We start from the raw sequence: 22,091 nt of genomic DNA on the forward strand, positions 1-22,091 counted from the left end.
GGACAAGCGAATCGGTGACCGAAATCGGATCTTTTCATGATATGGATCAAGAGAATGATTGACGACCACCCCTAGCGTCACGGGAGCCTCGTCGTGGACCGACCGATGAACATCGACCTCATTCGCCGCAGCCCGTTCTTCGTCGTCGCCGGGGAAGCTGCGATGGCCCGCCTGCTCCGGCCGTCCTTCGCCCAGCAACTGCCGCGCGGCGCGGTGATGTTCGAGCAGGATGAGCAGGCGGATTTCCTCCACCTTGTCCTGGCCGGCTCCGTCGGCCTGGTCGCACGCGACGAGAGCGGCGCGGAGACGGTCGTCGAGATCTTCGGGGCGGGTGAGCTGTTCCTGGTGCCACCCGTCGTGCTGCAGCTGCCCTACCTCGCCTCCGCCACGGCGCTGACCGATGTCCGCGTCCTGATGATCCCGGCCGAGGCGTTCCGCGCGGGCATGGCGGAGGACCCCGCTTTGGCCCGCGCCACGGTCGAGCTGCTGGCGCGGCATTGGCGGCTGATGGTGGACCAGGTGGTGGACCTGAAGCTGCGGCCGGCCGAGCGCCGCGTCGCCCGCTTCCTGTCGCGGCGCGTGTCCGAGGAGGCGGGCGCCGGGTCGGCCGAACTGCCGGAACCGCGGACGGCAATCGCAGCCCGGCTGGGGATGACGCCGGAGACCCTGTCACGCACCCTGAAGGGCATGGAAGGCGATGGCCTGCTGCGCAGCGCCGGCAAGCGCATCGACGTGCCGGACCGCGACAGGCTGCTCAGGAACCAGAAGAAATGAGCCTGAGCGTCGCCGGATGGTCGCTCAGCCGCGCCGGGCGGCGGCCTGGTCCTGCAGCCGGGCGATCACCTCCGCCGGCGTTGAATCCGGCGTGCCGCGCAGCGCGGCGAAGACTGCCTTCTTCGACCGCGAACGCCAACTTACCGGCAGCTTCGCCAGCATCGCGTGCAGGGCGGCGTAAGCCTCCTCCGTCCAGACACGCTCATGCGCCAGCCGGGCCGGGCCGAAATCGAAGCGCTGGCCTGCCCTGCTCGGCTGCGCCGCGCGCAGGCCGGCGGTCGCCTGCTCATCCACCCCGGCATCGCGGATGACGACGCCGTAGTCGCGCGCCGCAGCTTCCGGAGTGACCCGCCCGGACCGCACATCGGCCAGCACCGCCTCGGCGGGGCGGGTGAAGGGGTCGCCGCGCCCGCCGCCGCCCGGCGAGACAATCCGCACCACCCCGCCCGGCGGCAGGTTGAACAGATCCGTGTTTCGCAGGTCGTGTTCCGCCGGGGTGCCGGGATTCAGCGCGAATGTGCTCGCCGCGCCGGGCCGGCCGCCGAGCGTGCCCCAGGGCTGGAATACGGACCGGTCGCGGTTGCGCGCGGTGACGACGGCATCCGGCGCATCCGTGGTGAACTCCAGCACGGTGGCCATGCCGCCGCGATGTGCCCCGGCGCCGCCGCTATCCGGCATCAAGCCGTAGCGCAGCACGCGCACCGGCGCCTCGGATTCCGTGATCTCGATCGGGCTGTTCTTGAGGTAGGCGGCATCGGCGCCGGAGCCATCGGTGCCGTCGCGATGCGGCATGCCGCCGCCACCGCCGACGATCGGCGCCACCGCCACGATGGAACGCTTGCCCGTGCGGCGGTTCTCGCCGGAGATGTTGATGATGGAGGAGGACCCGGCCGGCGCGGCGGGCAGCCGTTCCGGCGCCGCCTGCACGAAGGCGCCGAATACCAGGCTGCGCAGCCGCGCGCAGGTCAGGCTGCGCATGCCGACGGCGGCCGGATGCTGCGGGTTCACCACGCTGCCTTCCGGCAGGATGCAGGTGAAGGGCCGCGTCGTGCCGAAATTCAGCATGATCTTCGGGCTGAGCGCCGACAGCACGTAATAGACGCCGACCATCACCAGCGAATGCCGCGCATGTCCGCCGGTCGGCACGTTCATGGATGACAGCGTCTGCGGATCGGTGCCGGTGAAGTCCAGCACGGCGGAATCGCCGGTGATCCGCAGCGTCAGCTTCAGCCGCAGCGGGTCGCCATCCGGCCCGTCCTCGTCGCAATAATCGGCGAAGGCGTATTCGCCATCCGGCAGCCCGGCCAGCACGGCGCGCGCCTGCGCCTCGCCATAGTCCAGCAGGTCCGCCATGCCATCGACCAGCGTCTCAACCCCGAAGCGCCGCACCAGGTCCAGGATGCGCCGCTCGCCGGTGTTCACCGCGGCGATCAGCGCCTTCAGGTCGCCCCAGTTCTGGTCGGGCACGCGGACATTGGCGAGGATGACGCGCAGCAGCTTCTCGTCCAGCACGCCTTCATGGAACAGCTTCGACGGCGGCACGCGGATGCCTTCCTGGTGCACTTCCGTCAGCGTGCGCGACAGGCTCGCCGGCACCGCGCCGCCGACATCGACATTGTGGATGTGGCCGCCGGCGAAGGCGATGATGCGACCCTCATGGAACACCGGCTTCCACATGTTGGTGTCCGGCGAATGCGTCGCGAGGTAGCCGGAATAGGGATCGTTGGTCATCGCGATGTCGCCCGGCGCGTAGCCGCCGGGCACCAGGCCGATCGCCGCCTCGTAATCCACGCCGGGATACCAGGTAGCGCCGAGGTCCAGCGGTACGGCGCAGGTCTTGCCCTGCGCGTCGAGAAACTGGACCGTGAAATCCTCCGTCTCCTTGACGAAGGTGGAATGCGCGGTGCGATACAGCGTCGTCGCCATGCTTTCGGCGGCCGCGCGGCAATGGTTGCGCAGCACCTGCAGCGTGATGGGGTCGGTGCGCATCAGATCGTCTCCATCACGAGGTTGCCCTGGGCATCGGCGCGTACCTGCCAGCCGGTGGGGACCAGCACGGTGCAATCGGATTGCGTGACCACGGCCGGGCCTTTGAGTCGCGCTCCGGCGCCCAGCGCCTCGCGCCGGTACAGGCCCGCATCATGCCAGGCGCCGGCCAGCCGCAGCGGGATGGTGGCCTCGGGCACCGCCTCGGCTTCGCTCACGGTGTCGTCGCGTACCGGCAAAGGCGGCGCACGGCGCAGCGCGGCGGCGCGCAGGCCGACCACTTCCACCGGCGCTTCCGGATCGCAATGGCCGAAGGCATCCTTGTGCGCGGCGTGGAACAGCGCTGCGAGATCGGCGGCGGTGCCCTGTTCCCGCCAGGTCGCGGGCAGCGGCACCGGCACCTCGAAGGACTGGCCCTGGTAGCGCAGATCGGCGCCGAGGCTGATGGTGGAGTCCCCGTCGCCGCCCATCTCCTCCAGCGTCGTCCGCGCCTCCCGCGCCAGCGCGTCGAAGGTCTCGTGCAGCAGGGGCAGCGCCGGTTCGGCCAGTGGCAGCAGCAGGCTGCGCATGGTGTCGCGGCGCAGATCGGCGGCCAGCGCACCCAGCGCGCAGAGCGTGCCCGGCACCGCCGGCACCAGCACGCGGCGGATGCCCGCAGCCTCCGCCAGCAAGGCGCCGAGCATCGGGCCGGCGCCGCCGAAGGGCATCAGGGTCAGCTCGCTGGCATGCGCGCCGGCACGCGCCAGCAGCTTGTCGATCTCCACCAGCATGCCGCTGATCGCGACCCGCAGCACACCCTCCGCCACCGCCGGCACATCGAGCCCGAGACGCTCAGCGATCGGCAGCGCGGCGGCTTCGGCCAAGGCGCGGTCCGGCGCGATGGCGCCGAAGCCGAGCTGCCCCTGGCCGAGGATGCCACACAGCAGCGCCGCATCCGTCACGGTGAAATGGTTGCCGCCACGGCCGAAGCAGGCCGGGCCGGGGGTGGAGCCGGCGCTCTCCGGGCCGACCTGCAGCACGCCATGCGCATCGACCCGCGCAATCGAGCCACCACCCTGGCCGGAGGAAATCACCGCGACGGTGGGGATCGCCAGCGGGAACTCGCCGATCGCCTGGCCGCTGCCGAAGGAGGGCGCGCCATCTTCCAGCAGCGCGACGTCGGCGCTGGTGCCACCGATATCCAGCGTCAGCACCAGCTTCTCGCCCGCCGCACGCGCCACCACGCCGGCGCCGACGACGCCCGACGCGGTGCCGGACAGCAGCATGCCGACGCAATCCCGCCGCCCGCGCTGCGCCGTCATGGTGCCGCCGGCCGAGGTGGTGAGCAGCAGCGGCGCGGCGATGCCGGCGGCGGTCAACTGGCCCTGCACGCGCTCCAGATAGCCGGCGATGCGCGGATGCACATAGGCGTTCAGCACGGAGGTGGTGGTGCGCTCATATTCACGGATCGCCGGCCACACCTCGCTGCCACGGAAGATGAAGAGCTGCGGCGCGATCTCACTGATCATCGCGGCGACCGCATCCTCATGCGCCGCATTGCGCCATGCATGCAGGAAGGAGACGACGACGCCCTCGCAGCCCTGCGCCAGCGCGGCGTCCAGCGCGGCGGCGACGGAGGCGCGGTCGGGCGGCGTCAGCGTATGGCCTTCGGCATCCATCCGCTCGGTGATGCCGAAGACGGATTCGCGCGGCACCAGCGGTGCGGGGCGCTCGCAGAACAGGCTGTAGGGATCCGGCATCCGCAGCCGCGCCAGTTCCAGCATGTCCGTGAAGCCGGCGGTGGTGAACAGCGCCAGCTTCGCGCCGCGGCGCTGGATGATGGTGTTCACGCCGACCGTGGTGCCGTGCACGAAACGCTCGACCTGCGCCGGCACCAGCCCTTCCGTGGCCAGCCGGCGCAGGCCGGTGGCGACATCCTGGCCAGGCTCCGCCGGCGTGGTCAGCACCTTCAGGGTCTCCAGCCGTCCGGTTCCGGTCTCCAGCGCGACGAAATCCGCGAAGGTGCCACCAATATCAACGCCGATGCGCCAAGCCATCTTCTGCCTTTCCGTCACGTCGCGCGGAGAATCCGCCATGTTCCCGGCGCGTGCCAGACGGTGAATCCGGCGTCGCGCATAAGGCTGGCTTATGGGGTGGTTTGGAAACGCCGGATGGACAGCGGCTCCAGCGGCACATCCGTCCTGCCATCCAGCACCAGTTCGCTGAGGATGGCGCCGATTGCCGGGCCGAGCTGGAAGCCGTGGCCGGAAAAGCCGAAGGCGTGGAACAGGCCCGGCGTGGTGCTGCTGGGACCGACGACCGGGATGCCATCCGGCATCATGCCGTCGATGCCGCTCCAGCTTCGGATGACGGAGACACCGGCCAGCGAAGGCACGATCTCCACCGCCTTGCGCATCGCCGCCAGCGTCGCCTCCGGCGTGGCGCGGGAGAAGGGCACCGCGGGATCGCCGGTGCCGCGGCCGCCGCCGAAGATGACATTGCCGCGCGGGATCTGGCGCAGGTAGATGCCGCCACCCGCGACGCCGATATTGGGGCGGATGAAATAGGGGATCGGCTCCGTGACGCCCATGTTGGGCGTGTGCGGGCGCACCGGCACCGGCTCGCCGAACCATTCGGCGACCTGGCCGCCCCAGAAGCCGGCGGTGTTCACCAACGTGTCGGCGTGGAACACCGCATCCCCCGCCTCCACCACGAAGCGGCCATTCTCATGCCGGCAGGCGGTGACCTGGATCTGCTCGCGGATCGCCGCACCCGCCGCGCGGGCCGCCTGGGCCAGCGCCGGGGACAGCAGGCGCGGATTGGCCGAGCCATCCTCCGGCGCGAAGGACGCCGCGACGACGGAGGCGCCGAGCCAGGGATAGTCCCGATGCAGCGTCGCGCGATCCAGGAAGCGCACCGGAAGCTGGTAGTCGCGCGCCACGTCCAGATAGGCGACGAGGTCGGCCTCATCCGCCGCGCTGCGGGCGAGCTTCAGATGGCCGGTGGCGACGAATTCGCAATCCGTGCCGAGCAGCCGCGGCAGATCCTGCCAGATAGCATGCGACCGCTTGGCGATCGGCAGCTCCGCCGGGTGGCGGCCCTGCTGGCGCACGCCGCCGTAATTCGCACCGGAGGCCTGGGACCCGACCAGCCCGCGCTCCAGCAGCACCACCTTGGCGCCGCGCAGCGCCAGATGCAGCGCCGTGGAACAGCCCGCGCCGCCGCCGCCGATGACGAGAACCTCGGTCTCCACCACGCCGCTCATGGCGTCCCCGCCGGAATCGGCATCGGCATGGGTAGCGGCTTCACCGGAGCCTGGCCGCGCAGCCGGCCGACCTCCGTGACGTCGCAGCCCAGGGCATCGGCCAGCACCGCCGACGCCGCCGCGCCGCAGATGCGGCCCTGGCAACGCCCCATGCCGATGCGGGTGAAGGCCTTGGCGCGGTTCACCTCCGGCGCCGCGCCGGTCGCCGCATCGGCGCGCGCCGCCTGGCGCAGCTCCCCGGCCCGCACCGCCTCGCAGCGGCACAGGATGGTCGCGTCGGGCATCGTGGCGGCGAGGCGCGCGGGAAAGGGAAAGGCGCGGTCCAGCGCCGCGCGGAACCGCGCCTGCGCGTGCAGCCGGCGGTCCAGCCGTGTGGCCAGTTCGACATCGGCCTTCATGCCCGCATCCTCCTGCAAGGCAAGCGCCGCGCGGGCGCCGGCCATTTCCGCCACATCGGCGCCGCCGATGCCCGCGCCGTCGCCGGCCAGGTAAAGCCCCGGCACCGCGCTGCGCCCGGCCGCATCGCGCTGCGGCACCCAGAGATGCGACGGCGCATCGAAGCGCATCGGCACGCCCGCCAGATCGGCAAGCTGCGTCTCCGGCCGCACACCCCAGCCGAGCGCCAGGGCATCGCAATCCAGGCGCTGCTCCACCCCGGATGCGTCGCGCCAGCGCAGGCCGGTGACGCCGTCCTCGCCCTCGATCGCGATCGGCGTGGCGCCTTCGCGGACCAGGATGCCTGCGGCGCGCAGGCGGGCGACGTACCAGGCGCCCTTCGCCAGCGTCGCCGCGCCGTCGCGCAGCCCGGCCAGCGCGTGCAGCTTCGTTCGCCACGGCGTGGTGTCGATCACCGCGGCAATTCCGGCGCCGGACTTCATGTATTGATAGGCCACCAGCCACAGCAGCGGCCCGCTGCCGACGAAGGCGACGCGGCGGCCGATGGCGCAGCCCTGCGTCTTCAGCGCGATCTGCGCCGCGCCCATGGCGGTGACGCCCGGCAGGGTCCAGCCCGGGATGGGGATCACGCGGTCCATGGCACCGGTGCACAGGATGGCGGCGTCGAAGCCGAGCTGCTCGACCGCGCCATCCCTCACCGTATCGAGCCGGCCCGGATCAAGCAGGCCCGGCTGGATGTTCCAGACCAGCGTCTCCGGCCGCCAATCAACCTGCGGCTTCAGCGCATCCAGCGTCGCATGCAGCGCGGCGGCGCGGCCGCCCTCCCACCCGTACAGCGCCTTGGGCGTGCGGTGAAAGCCGGCGGGCGGGCGCTGGTAGATGCGGCCGCCACCATCCGGCGCCTCGTCGATCCAGACCGGGCGCAGACCGGCGCGGACCAGCTGTTCCACGGCGCGCACCCCGGCGGGGCCGGCTCCGACCACGGCGACCCTCATGCGCGGCGCACCCGCATGCCGGGTTGCAGCAAAGTGGTGCAGGCGCGGACGCGACCGCTGCCCTCCAGCACCACGCGGCAATCCTGGCAGGCGCCCATCAGGCAGAAGCCGGCGCGGTGGCCATCGCCGAATTCGCTTTCCCGCAGGAAGGCCCCGTCGCCGGCGAGGATGGCGGTCAGCAACGTATCGCCCTGGCGCGCGGTCATCGCGCGGTCCTCGAAGGTGAAGCTGATTTCGGGGCGGTCCTGATCGACCAGTCGCACCAACCGCAAGGCCACCTCCTGCCGCATCGGCGCCGATCGTAGTTTCTGTCAGACGGAAAGAAAAGCTTCTCTTTTCCATCATGTGGAATTATATCCGAGGAGCCCAGACCGTGGATCGCATTCTTGGACCACCCCGAAACGCTCACGCCCGAACCGCAGCCTGACGCAACGGCCACCTCCAGCATTCAGGTGCTGGACCGCGTCGTGCGGCTGCTGGAGCGGCTGGGCGAGGCGGGCGATGGCGGGGAGCAGCTTTCGCGGCTGGCCACCGGCCTCGGCCTCTCGGCCTCCACCGTGCACCGGCTGCTGGCGGCGCTGGAACAGCATGGCTGGGTGGACCGCGAGGAAGCGACGCGCCGCCACCGCCTGGGCACGCGGCTGATTGCGCTGGCCGGGCGCGCGGCGGATGGCAGCGGGCTTCGGCGGCTGTGCCGTCCGGCCCTGCTGCGGATCGCCGCCGAGACGCAGGAGACCACCTTCCTGATCGTCCGCAGCGGCCTGAACGCCGTGGTCGTGGACCGGCAGGAAGGCAGCTACGTGATCGAGAGCCTGACCCAGGGCACCGGCGGGCTGCTGCCGCTCGGCATCGGCTCCGGCAGCCTGGCGATCCTGGCCTGCCAGCCGGCGGCGGAGGTCGAGGCCATCCTGGCCGCCAATGCGCCGCGCTACCGCGAATACGGCACCACCGTGGAAGCGGTTCGCGGCAGCCTCGGCGGCATCCGGGAACAGGGCTACATGCTGGCCAACGGATCGCTGATCCAGGGCCTGTCGGTGATCGCCATGCCGATCCGCCCGCCCGGGCGCGACGTGACCGCGGCGATCGCCATCAACTTCATCACCACCCGGCTTGAGCCCGCCAACCGCCAGGCGTGGCTCACCCTGCTGAAGCAGGAAGTCCAATCCATCGAAGCGGGCATGAGCCTGCCGCCCCGCCGCACACGGCATTCCAGAAACGGAGAAACATGACCATGCAACGCATCATCCTGCCGTCGCGCCGCAGCGTGCTCGCCGCCGCGCTCGCTTTGCCGGCCCTGTCCCGCACCGCCGCCGCGCAGCCGGCCTGGCCGTCCCGCCCGGTGCGGATCGTGGTTCCCTTCGCCGCCGGCGGCGCGACCGATGGCAGCGCGCGCATCGTGGCGCAGAAGCTGAGCGAGCTGCTCGGCCAGCCGGTGGTGATCGAGAACCGCCCGGGCGCCGGCGGCACCACCGGCGCCGACTACGTCGCCAAGGCGGCACCAGATGGCTACACCTTCGTCATGGCATCCGTGTCCAACCTGGTGCTGGCGCAGGGGCTGTACAGCCGGCTGCCCTATGACCCGGTGAAGGATTTCGTGCCGGTGGCGCCCTGCGTGATGGCGCCGATCGGCATCGCCGTGCAGTCCAGCCTGGGCGTCAGCACGCTGCAGGAATTCATCGCCCTGCTGAAGGCCAATCCGGGCCGCTACCAGTATGGCAGCGCGGGCAATGGCGCCTCCGGCCACATCTCCGCCGTCGCCTTCCTGCAGCAGACCGGCACGCAGGCGCTGCATGTGCCGTATCGCGGCAGCGGGCCGGTGTTCAACGACCTGCTGGCCGGCGTGGTGCATTTCACCGCCGATGTCCCCGGCCTGATCAAGCCGCACCATGATGCCGGCACGATCCGTGCGCTGGTGATGGCGACGCAGGAACGCTCCTCCCTGCTGCCGGACGTGCCGACCAGCGCGGAGGCCGGGCTGCCGGGCTACCGGGCCTATTCCTGGTTCGGCCTGTTCGCGCCGGCCAATACGCCGATGCCGATCGTCGAGCGCCTGGCGGCGGCGGTGGAGACCGCGCTGACCGACACGACGGTCGCCCGGCGGCTTGAGACGGACCTCGGCCTGCCGCCGATGCCCGGCTATACGCCGGCCCGCTTCGCGGCCTTCCTGCAGGAGGAAATCCGCTACTGGCTGCCGATCGTCCGGGCGAGCGGCGCAAGGCTGGACTGATGCTTCAGCCGGGCGGCGGCCCCGCCTGGCACAGCGTCCGCATGACCTCGGCAAGCCGGTCCACCATTTCCGGATTGCCGAGCATGCGGCTGCGCAGCAGCACCACCGCGCGGTCCACCCGGGGCAGGAAGGGCCGCGCCACCACGCCTTGCGGCAGCACGAAGCGGGCGAAGCCATCGACGATGGCGAAGCCGATGCCCTCCCGCACCATGGCCACGGCGCCGACGGTATTGCCGATCTCCACGGCGATGCGGCGCTCGATACCCTCCGCGGCGAAGGCAAGGTCCAGGCTGTGGCCGAAATCTTGCCAGCCGCCGAAGCCGATCTCGGGCAGCCCGGCAAGCTGCGCCGGACCCAGCGCGGCCTCCGCGGCCAGGGGATGATCCTGCGGCAGCAGCACGATGCAGGGCACGCTGCCGAGCTGCACATGGTCCAGCCCCGGCACCTCGACGGAGGTCAGCGCCAGCCCGACATCCAGCCGGCGCGCCAGCAGCGCCTCCCCCAGCTCGCGCACCGGCATCAGGTTCACAGAGATGCGGGCCAGGCGCCATTCCTGCCGTAGCTGCGCCACCGCCTTCGGCACCAGCGACACGCCGAGCGAGGAGGTGGTGCCCAGCCGCAGCAGCCCGCCCTGCCTGCCGCCGAGGTCGCGCGCCAGGCTGCGGAAGCTGCGGAGTTCATGGAACAGGCGCTCCGCCTCCGGCCACAGCGCGGTCGCCTCCGCCGTGGGGGTCAGGCGGCCGGCATGGCGGCGGAACAGCGCATAGCCGATGCGATCCTCGCAATGCCGCAGGGCCTGCGACAAGGCGGGCTGTGAGACACCCAGCGCCTTGGCGGCCAGGCTCAGGGAGTTGCTGCGCATGATCTCGCAGAAGATCTCGATGTCGCGTGCATTCATGGCGTGGCTCCCGGCACCTGGCCCTGCCACGCGAGATACGGCCTGGCGCCCTCCAGGGAACCCTTGTGCAGGCCGGTTCGCAAGATCGGGAAGCCAGGCAAGCTTCCCGGCCGGCCGCGCCGGTATCAGCTGGTGCCAAGCCCGCGCATATCCGCCAGCGCCTTGGCCGCGGCCGACTTCATGAAGCCTTGGTCGGAGGAATAGACGAAGGCGGTGGCGCCGATGCTGGCGAGCCAAGCGGCCTCCTTCATCCCGCCGACGAACACCATCACGGGTTTGCCGGCGCGCTGTGCCGCGGCGGCGATGCGGGACACCGCGTCGCGGATCGGCGGTGCGTCATTGGTCGGCGCGCCCAGCGCCGCGGTCAGGTCGCCCCGGCCGATGAACAGGGCGTCGATGCCCGGCGTCGCGGCGATGGCGTCGATCTCGTCCAGCGCCTCCGGATCCTCGATCTGCGCCACGACGGTGGCCGCGGCATCGGCCGCCTCGATGTAGTCCCACATCCTGCCGCCGCCATAGCCGGCCGAGCGCACGCTGCCGGAGTAGCCACGCTTGCCGCCGCGATAGCGGCAGGCGGCGGCCACCTGGGCGGCCAGGGCGGCGGTGGCGACGTGCGGCACCAGCACGCCCGTGGCGCCGCAGTCCAGCACGGAAAGCAGATGATGCGGCGCCGGGCTGGGCACGCGTACCAGGCCGGCCGTGCCGGTGGCGCGCGCCGCGAACAGCGCGGCATCGGTGGCGGCGCGGTCGAAGGGCGAATGCTCCTCATCCACCACGACGAAGTCGAAGCCGATGCCACCCAGGATCTCGGTGGCGTGCAGCGTCGGTGTCTTGATGAAGCTGCCAACCAGTCGATCGCCACGGGCAAGTCGCGCGCGGAAGCTGCTGTCCAGATCTGCCATGGGTCGGTCCTGCGGCTTGGAGTTGACGAAGCTGAGATGTTCCGATTAACAGAACATGACGTCGATTAGAGAAACACTGGCAGGATGGCGGCGGCTGTCAAGCCAGCCGCATGAGGAGGGCCGCCATGCCACGCATCGATGGACCGCAACGGGGCGAGGGACTGCAGGCCGTCGCCATGGCGCTGCTGATCCTGGAGCATCTGGCCCGCCAGCGCGGCGATGTCGGCGTCACCGAACTCGCCCGCGCGCTGGAGACCACCAAAAGCCGCATCCACCGGCATCTGCGGACCCTGCTGGAGGCCGGCTACATCGTGCAGGCGCAGGAACGCTACCGCATCGGCCACCGCCTGGTGACGCTGGGCCGGGCGGTTTCGGAGAATTTCGACCTGGCCACGGTGGCGCGGGAGGAGATGCGCGCGTTGCGCGACCGGGTCGGCCAGACCGTGGTGCTCAGCCGCGCCGAACCGGCCGGCGTGGTGGTGCTGGCGACGCTGCCGGGCCAGGACATGATTGAGATCTCGGCAAAGTCCGGCGCGATGATGGCGCTGCATTGCACGGCGCAGGGCAAGCTTATGCTGGCGCATGCGGAGGCGGCCTTGCGTGAGCGCGTGCTGCTCTCCCGGCTCGACATGCGGACGCCGCACACCATCACGGACCCGGAGCGGCTGCGGCAGGATCTGGAGGTGATCCGCGCGCAGGGCTGGGCGACGGCGGCCGAGGAAAGCCTGGTCGGTGTCAATGCATTGGCGGCGCCGATCTTCGAGGGCGGTGGCGGCATGGTCGGCGCCATCGCCCTGCTCGGCTCCATCCAGTTCATCCCGCGCCAGCCCGCTGCGGCGCTGATCGACCAGGTACGGGATGCGGCGGAGCGCATTTCGGCGCGGCTCGGACGGGTTCTTGACAGGCGTGCGGACTGACAACAAGACTGAACCATCTGAAGAAACTATGTTCCGATCATCAGAACAAGCCAGGATGGAGCGAACGCCATGGCCTATGATGCTTCCGACCCCCGCGCGGCGCTCGCCCCGGCCGCCGCAACGAAGACGGTGGATGGGCCCTACGCCCCCGCCGACTACGCCAAATTCTACGAGACGCCGCCGCAGGAAGACGCGGACGGCATCCGCACCTGGCTGGTGCGCGGCCGCAACTTCATCATCGCCTATTCCGACGTGACGGAAGGCGCCGTGCTGGCGCGGCAGGACCAGCCGGACGAATACGTGCTGCTGCTGCCCGATCCCGGCCTTTCCGCGACGATCACCGCCGGGGCGGAGACGAAGACGGTGGAAGGCAATTCCCTGGCCTTCATTCCGCCGGGCGAAAGCCGGATCACGGTGAACGGCAAGGGCCGCATCGTGCGCCTGTTCACGCCGCGCTCCACCGACCTCGCCGCGCGCTGCAGCAACGCCGCGCGCTACGAGGCCCCGGACCCGCGCATTCCTCCGCTGCAGGATTGGCCGACGCCGCCGGATGGCTTCCGCATCCGCGACTATACGCTGGACGTGCCGAAGGAGCCGGGGCGCTTCGGCCGCATCTGGCGCTGCACCACCTTCATGGTGAACTACCTGGAGCCCGCCCCTGGGCCGCGCGACATCCGCAAGCTGTCGCCGCACCACCATGATGATTTCGAGCAATGCTCGCTGGTGCTCAACGGCTCCTACACCCACCATATCCGCTGGCCCTGGACGCCGGACCAGACCCTGTGGCGGGAGGATGAGCACGAGCTGTGCGGCGCCCCCTCCGTCACCGTCATCCCGCCGCCGAGCATCCACACCTCCCGCGCCGAGGAAGCCGGGCAGATGGTGGACATCTTCTGCCCGCCGCGCCGCGACTTCTCGAACAAGCCGGGCTGGGTGCTGAACGCGGCCGACTACCCGATGCCGGGCGAGTAGCCCGCCGCGCATCGCCGGCCGGCCTCAGCCCGAGGTCGGCCGGCTGCCCTTGAACAGCGGCCTTGTGGTGCGCGCCGCGTAGCGCCAGCGGCCATCGTCGCCGCGCACGCATTCATCCGTCACCGCGCCGATCAGGATCGGCGGCTCCGACAGCAGCGGCGGCACGCCATCCTCCGCATACAGGCACATGGTCCATTCGGCGGTCGCGTGGTCGGCATCCTGAACCGTGACATGGAAATTGTGGATCAGGTGCCGCGCCACGCGGTCGCCGCGCCCCTCACGCTCCGCATAGAAGCCGCGGATCGCCTCACGTCCCTGCCGCGCCTTGTGGCTGGTGGTGTAGACGCCATCCTCGGTGAAATGCTCATGCGCATTGCGGCCCCAGTTGGAATCCACATCGTGCCAGAAGGCGATGTTGAGGATTTCCAGCTCCTGCCGGATGCGCAATTCGTCGAAGGCCATGAAGTCTTTCTCCTGTTCAGTCCACGGAGATGTTGGCGGCAGCGATGATCGGCCGCCATTGCTCGATCTCCGCCGCCATCCGCCGCGTCAGGTCATCCTGCGTGCCGCCGAGCGGCGTCAGGCCGAGCGGTTGCAGCAGCGAACGCGTCTCACCCAGCGCGAGATAGGCGTTGCTCGCGGCATTCAGCTTGGCGATCGCATCCGCCGGCATCCGCGCCGGGCCGAGCAGCGAGATCCAGCCGGTGGCGCGGTAATCCGCCACGCCCTGCGCCTGCACCGGCGGCACATTCGGCAGCTGCGGAATCGCTTCGGTTGCCGTGACGCCGAGCGCGCGCAGCGTGCCGGCCTCGATATGCGGCAGGTAGGTGGTGACCAGGTCGATGCCCATATCCACCGCGCCCGCCAGCAGGTCGTTGGTGAGCGGCGCGGAGCCACGATAGGGCACCAGGTTCAGCCGGATGCCGGTGCGGTGCATCAGCAACTCGATCGCCAGATGCGCTGCGGAACCCAGCGGCGGCGTGCCGCAATTCACCTTGTCCGGATTGGCCTTCGCGAAGGCCACCAGCTCCTGCACGTTGCGATACGGCATCTGGCTGCGCGCCGCCAGGACGATCGGCAGTTCCGCCAGCAGCGCGATCGGCGCCAGGTCGGTGGAGGGGTTGAAGGGCATCGACTTGAACAGCAGCGTGTTGTTCGTGATCGGGCCGTTCGTAGTGATCATCAGCGTGTGGCCATCCGGCGCGGCGCGGGCGACGGAGGCGGCGCCGATATTGCCGTTGGCGCCGGAGCGGTTCTCCACCACGAAGGGCTGTCCGAAACGCTCGGAGAAATTGCGCGAGACGGAGCGCGCCAGCACATCGGTGGACCCGCCGGCCGGCCAGGGCACGACGACGGTGACGGGACGCGCCGGCCAGGCCTGTGCGTGCACGGGCCGCGCGGTGGCAGCGAGCCCGGCGCCGAGCGCCAGGCCGCCGAGCCGCCGCCTTGTGAGGATGGACATGATCTTGCTTCCCTTGGACTTCTTGTTGTCAGTCGCTGAAATACAGCCGCATCGGCGTCTCGCCGGCGATCAGCCGCCGGGTCGCCGCATCCGGCACCCAGTCCCGCAGATCCGCGATGGTCTGCGCATAGCTCACGCGATTCTCGAAGGCGGCGAAGGGCCAGTCGCTGGCCCACATCAGCCTCTCCCCACCCGAGACGCGTAGCAGCGCCTGCGCATAGCTGCGCGCTGAATCCGGTGACGGCATGCGGAAACCGCCGGACATCTTCACCCAGGTGCGCCCGCGCTCCACCGCCGCCAGCAGCGCCTTGAAGCCCGGGCAGTTCACGCCGAGCTGTTCATCGGGCTTGCCGAAATGGTCGATCACCAGCTTCACGCCGGCGCCTTCCACCGCCTCGATCACCTCCGGCAGCATCGGGCTGCTGACCAGGGTGTGCACATGCCAATCCAGGTCGCGCACGCGGCGCAGCAGCAGGCGGTATTCGGGGCTGCGCAAATCGGGCGGGTTGGGTACGCGGCGGAAGAACAGGCGGATGCCGACCACGCCATCGGCCTTCATCCGCTCCAGCGTGTACATGTCCGTCTCCGGCTGCACGAAGACCGTGCCGCGCAGCCGCTTGTGGCGGCGCAGGGACCGGATGACGTAGTCATTGTACTGGCCATGCAGGCTGGCCGCCGCGATCACGCCGAAGCCGATGCCGTGCTGGTCCATCACCTCGATGAAACGCTCGGCGGAGGCATCCTCCGGCGGGTGGTGCCACGCCCAGGAGGTGAGCGGCATGTCCTTCAGATAGACGTGGAAATGCGTATCGACGAGCGGCGTATCGGTCTCGGTCATTCGCGTGGGATTCCTGCGCGGGTGGCGATGGATTGCCAGAGCGGCACCTCGGTGCGCATGCGCGCGGCCAGCGGCTCCGGCCCATCCAGCAGCGTCTCGGCGCCGAGTTCCGCCAGGCGGTTCGCCAGCGGCGCGCCGGTGCGCAGCGGCGCCAGTTCCCGCATCAGCGTCGCCACCGCCTCCCGCGGCAGGTCGCGCGCGCCGAACAGGCCGAACCATAGTTCCACGCCGTCATACTCCGGCACCAGTTCCGTGATGCTCGGCGTCTCCGGCAGCAATGCGCTGCGCCGGCGCCCGCAGGTGGCCAAAGCGCGCAGGCGGCCGCCGCGGATATGCGGCAGCACCTCGATCGGGCTGAGGAAGCCGGAGGCGACCTCCCCGCCAAGCAGGGCGGTGGCGGAGGGTGCGGAGCCGCGATACGGCACATGCAGCAGGTCCAGCCCGGCCCGCGCGCGCAGCACCTCTCCGGCGAAATGCACCGTGGTGCCGATGCCGGCAGTGCCGAAGCTGACCCGACCGGGCTCCGCCTTGGCGCGGGCCAGATAATCCGCCAGATCGCGGAACGGCGAATCCGCCCGCACCATCAGCAGGATCGGCGAGGCCGCGGTCTGCGTGATCGGCACCAGGTCGACCAGCGGGTCGAAGCCCGGGTCGCGCTGCAGCGCCGGCAGGATGGCGACGGCGGAGGTGGTGTGCAGCAGCGCATGCGTATCCGCCGCCTGCGCCACCGTGCGGATGCCCAGCGCGCCACCGGCGCCGGAGCGGTTCTCCACCACGAAGGGCTTGCCAAGGCGTCGCGCCAGATGGTCGGCGATGATCCGCGCCGGGATGTCCGTGGTTCCGCCGGGCGCGAAGGGCACGGTGATGCGGACGCCGCGCGCCGGCCAGGCCTCCTGTGCCCAACTCTGCTGTATCCAGCCGGGCGTCGCGAAGGCGGCAAGGCCGGCGGCCAGCAGGCTCCGTCGGCGGCAGGGCGCACGGTACAGCATGAACGTCCTCCACGGCGCATGTCCCCGCGCCGTTTCGGGCAAGCTAGCGACTTCGCGGGCGCCATCCAGCGCGCCGAGCGCGCGTTCCGCATCTCGGAATGACACGCATCCTCCGCCTGCGGATGCGCGCCGCCATGCTTAGCTTCCAGCGCGATGGAGGATGCCGACGGATGCGGGTGATCGAGATCAGGGGCAAGGGCGGGCCGGAGGTGCTGGCACTGGCGGAGCGGCCAATGCCCGTCTGTGGCGAAGGGCAGGTCCTGGTACGCGTGGCCGCCGCCGGGGTGAACCGGCCGGATGTGCAGCAGCGCAAGGGCCTGTACCCGCCGCCGCCCGGCGTCACGGACATCCCCGGCCTCGATGTCGCGGGCGTGGTGGAGGCGGTGGCGCCGGACGTCACCTGGCCGCGCCCCGGCGACGCGGTCTGCGCGCTGGTCGCCGGCGGCGGCTATGCGGAGTTCTGCCTGGTGCCGGCGCCGCAATGCATGCCGATCCCGCGCGGCTTCAGCTTCGCCCAGGCGGCGACATTACCGGAGGTGTTCTTCACCGCCTGGAACAACGTCTTCTGGCTCGGCCGCCTCGCCGAAGGCGAAACCTTGCTGGTGCAGGGCGGCACCAGCGGGGTCGGCATGGCGGCGATGCAGATGGCGCGGGAATTGCGCGGCGCCACCGTCATCGCCACCAGCAGCTCCGCCGCCAAGCGCGCCGTCTGCCTGGAATACGGCGCGCATCACGTGGTGGATTACCGGGAGGCCGATTGGCCGGACCAGGTGCGCGCCCTGGCCGGCGGCGCCGGCGTCGATGTCATCCTCGACGGCCAGGGCGGCGACTACACGCCGCTGGAGATGGCGCTGCTGGCGCCGGACGGCCGGCTGGTGCTGATCGCCAGCCACCGCGCCCCCATGGCGGAGATCAGCACGCGGGACATCTACATCCGCCGCCTGACGCTCACCGGGTCCACCCTGCGCGCCCGTCCCGCCGCCTATAAGGGCCGCATCGCGCAGGAGCTGGTGGCGCAGGTCTGGCCGCTGCTGGAGGCCGGGCGCATCCGCACCCACATCTGCGGGACGCACCGGCTGGAGGATGCGGCGGCCGCACAGGCGGTGCTGGATGCCAATGCGCAGATCGGCAAGCTGGTGCTGACCGTCTCCGACCTGGCGGAGACGATCCCCTGACCGAGGCGCCGGTCCAATCCGTGCTGCGCGCCCTGTCGATCCTGCGGGAACTGAACAGGCAGCAGAACACGACCGTGGACCAGCTCCACCGCGTCACCCGCCTGCCGAAGCCGACGGTGATGCGGCTGCTCGGCACGTTGACCGGCGCGGGGCTGGTGATGAAGGGGGAACGCGGCATCGGCTACCGCGTCACCTCCGACGTGCAGGCGCTGAGCGCCGGTCTGCAAGGCGGGCCGCTGGTGGCGGAAGCCGGGCGCCCCTGGGCGGTGGAGCTGACCCGCCGGCTGCGCTGGCCCGCGGCGATCGCGGTGCGCGATGGCAGCCGCATCGCCATCAGCCTCAGCACCGCGGCCAGCAGCCCGGTCTCCCCCTTCCACGCCACCATCGGCATGCGCCACAGCATGGTGACCCGCGCGCTGGGCCGCGCCTACCTCGCCTGCTGCCCGGAGGCGGAGCGCCGCAGCCTGCTGCGCCTGCTCGCCGCCTCCCCCGATCCCGAGGACAACCCGCCGAAGCTGGACCGCGTGGTCCGCACCCTTGTGCTGACCGTGCGGCGCCAGGGCTACGCGCTGCGCGACCCGAAGGTGGAGCCGCGCAACTCCAATACCGTGGCGGTGCCGATCTGGCTGGAGGATGCGGTGGCCGGCACCCTCGGACTCAGCTTCTTCCGCTCCGCCGTCAGCCAGCACGCGCTGGTCGAGGAGCTGGTGCCTGCGCTGCACCAGGCGAGCCGCGAGATCAGCGCGGCACTGCTGCGCCTGCATTCCGGCATGCGGAACACGGGCAGTTCATCCTTCTGCACCGGCGGGGCACCACACTAGCTTCCCGCCAGAAACCCGGGGAAACGACATGCAGGCCGAAGGCCAGGACCTCGCGCCAAGCCAGGCGCGCTTCACCGTGCCGCCACTGGCCTGCGATGCGCATTGCCACGTCTTCGGCCCCGCCGACCGCTTCCCCTATGCGCCCAGCCGCCGCTACACGCCGGAAGACAAGCCGAAGGAAGTGCTGGCCGCGCTGCACCGGCGGCTTGGGCTCGGCCGTGCCGTGATCGTGCAGGCGAGCTGCCATGGCACGGACAACCGCGCCATGGTGGATGCGCTGCGCGCCGATCCCGCACGCTACCGCGGCGTCGCCATGATCGACGACGCGACGACGGATGCCGAGCTGCGCGAGATGCAGGAGGCCGGCGTGCGCGGGATCCGCTTCAACTTCATCAAGGCGCTCGGCGGCGCGCCCGACATGGCGCTGTTCCACCGCGCCGCGGACCGGGCTCGGCCGCTCGGCTGGCACATGGTGATGCAGTTGCAGGGCGATGGCGTGCTGGAGATGGCGGAGGTGATCCGCGGGCTGCGGATGCCCGTGGTGATCGACCACATGGGCCGCGTCGATCCCGCCCTCGGCGTGAACGGCCCTGCCTTCCTTACGCTGCTGGACCTGCTGGGCGATGATCGCATCTGGGTGAAGCTGAGCGGCGCCGAGCGGATGACCCGCAGCCCCTTCGCCGAGGCCCTGCCCTTCGCCCGCGCCCTGCTGCGCGCCGCACCGGACCGGGTGCTGTGGGGCACCGATTTCCCGCACCCCAACCTGACCACGCCGGTGGATGAGATGGAGCTGCTGAACCTGGTCCCGGATTTCGCCCCGGAGGCCGCGGACCGGCAGCGCCTGCTCGTCGACAACCCCGCCACGCTCTATGGTTTCTGAAAGGTCACGCATGCCGGCCGTCGATTCACACGCCCATGCCTTCGACCTCACCCGCCAGGGCTGGGGCGGCGACCGCGGTTTCGACATCCAGGCGAATGAGCTCGGCACCGCGCCGCAATTCCTGCACATGCTGGCAAGCCACGGCTTCACCCATGGCGTGCTAATCAATCCGCTCGGCGGCTATGGCGCCAACAACACCTACATGCTGGAGGCGATCGCCGCCTCCGCCGGCCGGCTGAAGGGCGTGGCGCTGCTGCCGGATGCGACACCGGAAGCCGAGATCCATCGCATGGTGCAAGGCGGCATCGTTGGCATCCGCTTCAACCTGGACTTCCCGACCAGCCCGCCGCTTCTGGGGCCGGTTGGCGAGCGTGCGCTGGCACGGGCGCGGGATGTCGGATGGTTCGCGCAGCTTCACTATCACCACGGCGATTCGCTGATCGCCGCGCTGCCCAGGCTGCGTGCGGCGAAGCTGCCGGTCATCATCGACCATTGCGGCCGGCCGGAGCTAGCGGGCGGGCTGGACCAGCCGGGCTTCCGCGCCCTGCTGGAACTCGGCCGCAGCAGCGATGCCGTCATCAAGCTGTCCGGTATCTTCCGCTTCAGCGTGACGGATTCACCCTATGCCGACACGGACCCCTTCGTCGCGGCGCTGATCGAGGCCTTCGGCATCGATCGCTGCATCTGGGGCTCCGACTGGCCCTTCCTGCGCGCCAGGGCGCGCACGGATTTCGGCCCGCTGCTCGCAGCGCTGCATCGCGTCCTGCCCGATGCGGCGGATCGGGAGAAGGTGCTCTGGACCAATCCGGCGCGGCTGTTCCGCATGTCCGCCTGACCGGCAAGAAAGGGAAGATCGCATGAACACGACGCGGCGCAACGTGCTGGCGGCGGCGGGGCTGATGCTGGGGGCAGGCACCGCACGGGCACAGACCTATCCGGATCGCGCGATCCGCGTGATCGTCCCCTATGCGGCGGGCGGCGCGGACCAGTTCATACGGCCCCTGCAGGCCCGGCTGACCCAGGCGCTCGGCCAGCCCATCGTCATCGATTCCGTCACCGGTGGTGGTGGTGCGATCGGCGCCAACCGCGTCCGCACCTCCGCGCCGGATGGCTACACGCTGCTCTTCGCCGGGACCGGTGCGCTGACGGCGGTGCCGCGGCTGCAGCGGCTGAACTACTCCATCGCGGATTTCGCGCCGATCGCGAACCTGATCGCCATCCCCTACGTGCTGGCGGCGCGACAGGGTGCCCCCTTCACCGATTTCGCCGGCTTCCTGCGCGCGGCCCGCGCCAGGCCGGAGGGGCTGAGCTACGGCACGCCGGGCGTCGGCAGCACGCCGCATTTGGTGGCGGAGGCGATGGCCAAGGCGGCCGGCGTGAAGCTGCTGCACGTGCCCTATTCGGGCGTGGCGACCGCAGTGATTGGGCTGCTGGCCGGCGACATCGACCTGGTGATGGGCGCGCCGGGCAACATCATGCCGCTGGTGGAACGCGGCGTGGTGCCGCTGGCGCAGACCGGCGCGCGGCGCATCGCCGTGCTGCGGGATCTGCCGACGCTGCGCGAGGCGGGGCTGGAGGTGGATCTCGTCACCCGCTTCGGCTTCTTCGCACCGAAGGGCACGGATGCCGCCGTGCTCGATCGCTGGTCGCGGCTGCTGCTCGAAGGCGGCGGCGACCCCGCCTATGCGCAGGCCATGCAGCGCGCCTTCAACGAGGTGGAGCTGCTGGACCGGACCCGCTTCCAGGGCTTCCTGGCGGCGGAGGACGCGGCCACGGCGGAGCTGCTGGCCGCCCTGAACCTGACAGCCGGCTGAGACATCTGAAGGATCGCGCGATGACCGAACTGAACCAGGGCGCCCTCGGCCCCTACAACCTGCAAGGCAAGGTCGTCGTCATCACCGGCGGCAGCAGCGGCATCGGCGCGGCCTCCGCCCGCCGGCTGGCGGAGCTCGGGGCGACCATCGCCATCGGCTACAATAGCGGGCGCGAGCGGGCGGAGGCGCTGGCGGCGGAGCTGCCGGGCAGTGGCCACCTGCCGCTGTTCCTGCCGATGGCGGATACCGCCGCCATCCGCGCCGCGGCGGCGGAAGTCGAGACAAAATTCGGCCGCGCCGATGTGCTGGTGAACTCCGCCGGCACCACGCGCGCCGTGCCGCATGCGGATCTCGAGGCGCTGGATGATGAGACCTTCGACCGCATCCTCATCACCAATGTCCGCGGCCCCTATTCCACCATCCGCGCCTTCGCGCCGCTGCTGAAGCGCGGCGGCGATGCGGTGGTAGTGAATATTTCCTCCCTCGCCGCGGTGAACGGGCTCGGCAGCAGCATCGCCTATTGCGCCTCCAAGGCGGCGCTGGATGTGATGGGCGTGTCGCTGGCCCGCGTGCTGGGGCCGGAGATCCGCGTCATCGGCATCTCCCCCGCCGCCGTCGATACCGGCTTCGTGCCGGGCCGCAGCCGCGACGCCGTGCTGAAGCAGGCGGCGCTGACGCCGTTGAAGATCGTCTGCCAGGCGGATGACGTGGCGCTGGCCGTTGTCGCCGCCGTCACGCATCTGCGGCTGACCACCGGCACCTCGCTGCTGGTGGATTGCGGCCGGCACCTCTGACCCAGCA

General features: G+C 70.7%; 22 protein-coding genes. 11 read left to right on the top strand and 11 right to left on the bottom strand.

What is annotated here, in order from left to right; all coding sequences use genetic code 11:
- Window positions 1-105: 105 nt before the first annotated feature.
- Window positions 106-774, top strand: a complete 669-nt coding sequence (locus HB662_RS03400) for a cyclic nucleotide-binding domain-containing protein (protein WP_168047124.1) — start codon at window positions 106-108, stop codon at window positions 772-774.
- 24 nt (window positions 775-798) lie between these two features.
- On the opposite strand, the gene HB662_RS03405 is transcribed toward HB662_RS03400, so the two are convergent.
- From HB662_RS03405 to HB662_RS03425, 5 genes are all read right to left on the bottom strand, one after another.
- The gene (locus tag HB662_RS03405) at window positions 799-2,763 is read right to left on the bottom strand and encodes a hydantoinase B/oxoprolinase family protein (protein ID WP_168047126.1); all 1,965 of its coding nucleotides are present in this window, start codon (window positions 2,761-2,763) and stop codon (window positions 799-801) included.
- A complete protein-coding gene (locus HB662_RS03410; protein WP_168047128.1) occupies window positions 2,763-4,796 on the bottom strand; it encodes a hydantoinase/oxoprolinase family protein in 2,034 nt (677 codons plus the stop codon). Before HB662_RS03410 ends, HB662_RS03405 begins: the two co-directional genes overlap by 1 nt.
- A gap of 89 nt (window positions 4,797-4,885) precedes the next feature.
- The gene (locus HB662_RS03415) at window positions 4,886-6,004 is read right to left on the bottom strand and encodes an NAD(P)/FAD-dependent oxidoreductase (protein WP_171970204.1); all 1,119 of its coding nucleotides are present in this window, start codon (window positions 6,002-6,004) and stop codon (window positions 4,886-4,888) included.
- Window positions 6,001-7,395, bottom strand: a complete 1,395-nt coding sequence (locus HB662_RS03420; RefSeq protein ID WP_168047130.1) for an FAD-dependent oxidoreductase — start codon at window positions 7,393-7,395, stop codon at window positions 6,001-6,003. The genes HB662_RS03415 and HB662_RS03420 overlap by 4 nt, the downstream gene beginning before the upstream one ends.
- The gene (locus tag HB662_RS03425) at window positions 7,392-7,658 is read right to left on the bottom strand and encodes a (2Fe-2S)-binding protein (protein ID WP_342449433.1); all 267 of its coding nucleotides are present in this window, start codon (window positions 7,656-7,658) and stop codon (window positions 7,392-7,394) included. Before HB662_RS03425 ends, HB662_RS03420 begins: the two co-directional genes overlap by 4 nt.
- Before the next feature lie 123 nt (window positions 7,659-7,781).
- On the opposite strand from HB662_RS03425, the gene HB662_RS03430 reads away from it, so the two are divergent.
- The gene (locus tag HB662_RS03430) at window positions 7,782-8,624 is read left to right on the top strand and encodes an IclR family transcriptional regulator (protein ID WP_168047134.1); all 843 of its coding nucleotides are present in this window, start codon (window positions 7,782-7,784) and stop codon (window positions 8,622-8,624) included.
- A gap of 2 nt (window positions 8,625-8,626) precedes the next feature.
- The gene (locus HB662_RS03435) at window positions 8,627-9,622 is read left to right on the top strand and encodes a Bug family tripartite tricarboxylate transporter substrate binding protein (protein ID WP_168047136.1); all 996 of its coding nucleotides are present in this window, start codon (window positions 8,627-8,629) and stop codon (window positions 9,620-9,622) included.
- A 4-nt stretch (window positions 9,623-9,626) separates the two neighbouring features.
- On the opposite strand, the gene HB662_RS03440 is transcribed toward HB662_RS03435, so the two are convergent.
- Complete coding sequence (locus HB662_RS03440; protein ID WP_168047138.1) at window positions 9,627-10,520, bottom strand: LysR family transcriptional regulator; 894 nt, start codon at window positions 10,518-10,520, stop codon at window positions 9,627-9,629.
- Between the two features lie 125 nt (window positions 10,521-10,645).
- Window positions 10,646-11,422, bottom strand: a complete 777-nt coding sequence (locus tag HB662_RS03445) for an HpcH/HpaI aldolase family protein (protein ID WP_168047140.1) — start codon at window positions 11,420-11,422, stop codon at window positions 10,646-10,648.
- A 125-nt stretch (window positions 11,423-11,547) separates the two neighbouring features.
- Between HB662_RS03445 and HB662_RS03450 the strand changes: the two genes are divergently transcribed.
- Both HB662_RS03450 and HB662_RS03455 read left to right on the top strand, forming a co-directional pair.
- On the top strand, window positions 11,548-12,339 hold the full coding sequence (locus tag HB662_RS03450; protein ID WP_168047142.1) for an IclR family transcriptional regulator: 792 nt from the start codon (window positions 11,548-11,550) through the stop codon (window positions 12,337-12,339).
- Between the two features lie 69 nt (window positions 12,340-12,408).
- Window positions 12,409-13,311 (top strand): cupin domain-containing protein, encoded by a 903-nt coding sequence (locus HB662_RS03455; RefSeq protein ID WP_168047144.1) that lies wholly within the window; start codon window positions 12,409-12,411, stop codon window positions 13,309-13,311.
- A 24-nt stretch (window positions 13,312-13,335) separates the two neighbouring features.
- On the opposite strand, the gene HB662_RS03460 is transcribed toward HB662_RS03455, so the two are convergent.
- The 4 genes from HB662_RS03460 to HB662_RS03475 are packed head-to-tail and all read right to left on the bottom strand — an operon-like array spanning window position 13,336 to window position 16,600.
- A complete protein-coding gene (locus HB662_RS03460) occupies window positions 13,336-13,773 on the bottom strand; it encodes a nuclear transport factor 2 family protein (RefSeq protein ID WP_168047146.1) in 438 nt (145 codons plus the stop codon).
- Window positions 13,774-13,789: 16 nt separating this feature from the next.
- Window positions 13,790-14,773: a Bug family tripartite tricarboxylate transporter substrate binding protein gene (locus HB662_RS03465; protein ID WP_168047148.1), complete on the bottom strand. Its 984-nt coding sequence runs from the start codon at window positions 14,771-14,773 to the stop codon at window positions 13,790-13,792.
- A 28-nt stretch (window positions 14,774-14,801) separates the two neighbouring features.
- Window positions 14,802-15,611: an amidohydrolase family protein gene (locus HB662_RS03470; RefSeq protein WP_168047150.1), complete on the bottom strand. Its 810-nt coding sequence runs from the start codon at window positions 15,609-15,611 to the stop codon at window positions 14,802-14,804.
- On the bottom strand, window positions 15,608-16,600 hold the full coding sequence (locus tag HB662_RS03475) for a Bug family tripartite tricarboxylate transporter substrate binding protein (protein WP_168047152.1): 993 nt from the start codon (window positions 16,598-16,600) through the stop codon (window positions 15,608-15,610). The genes HB662_RS03470 and HB662_RS03475 overlap by 4 nt, the downstream gene beginning before the upstream one ends.
- A 170-nt stretch (window positions 16,601-16,770) precedes the next feature.
- Between HB662_RS03475 and HB662_RS03480 the strand changes: the two genes are divergently transcribed.
- The 6 genes from HB662_RS03480 to HB662_RS03505 are packed head-to-tail and all read left to right on the top strand — an operon-like array spanning window position 16,771 to window position 22,084.
- On the top strand, window positions 16,771-17,775 hold the full coding sequence (locus HB662_RS03480; protein WP_168047154.1) for an NAD(P)H-quinone oxidoreductase: 1,005 nt from the start codon (window positions 16,771-16,773) through the stop codon (window positions 17,773-17,775).
- A 20-nt stretch (window positions 17,776-17,795) separates the two neighbouring features.
- Window positions 17,796-18,596 (top strand): IclR family transcriptional regulator domain-containing protein, encoded by an 801-nt coding sequence (locus tag HB662_RS03485; RefSeq protein ID WP_168047156.1) that lies wholly within the window; start codon window positions 17,796-17,798, stop codon window positions 18,594-18,596.
- A 28-nt stretch (window positions 18,597-18,624) separates the two neighbouring features.
- Window positions 18,625-19,476: an amidohydrolase family protein gene (locus HB662_RS03490; RefSeq protein ID WP_168047158.1), complete on the top strand. Its 852-nt coding sequence runs from the start codon at window positions 18,625-18,627 to the stop codon at window positions 19,474-19,476.
- 10 nt (window positions 19,477-19,486) lie between these two features.
- On the top strand, window positions 19,487-20,311 hold the full coding sequence (locus HB662_RS03495; RefSeq protein ID WP_168047160.1) for an amidohydrolase family protein: 825 nt from the start codon (window positions 19,487-19,489) through the stop codon (window positions 20,309-20,311).
- A gap of 22 nt (window positions 20,312-20,333) precedes the next feature.
- On the top strand, window positions 20,334-21,290 hold the full coding sequence (locus HB662_RS03500; RefSeq protein ID WP_168047162.1) for a Bug family tripartite tricarboxylate transporter substrate binding protein: 957 nt from the start codon (window positions 20,334-20,336) through the stop codon (window positions 21,288-21,290).
- 20 nt (window positions 21,291-21,310) lie between these two features.
- Entirely contained in the window at window positions 21,311-22,084 is a 774-nt protein-coding gene (locus HB662_RS03505) for an SDR family NAD(P)-dependent oxidoreductase (RefSeq protein ID WP_168047164.1), read from the top strand.
- Window positions 22,085-22,091: the final 7 nt, after the last annotated feature.

The organism is Falsiroseomonas frigidaquae, from assembly GCF_012163145.1.
GTDB classification, from domain to species: domain Bacteria; phylum Pseudomonadota; class Alphaproteobacteria; order Acetobacterales; family Acetobacteraceae; genus Falsiroseomonas; species Falsiroseomonas frigidaquae.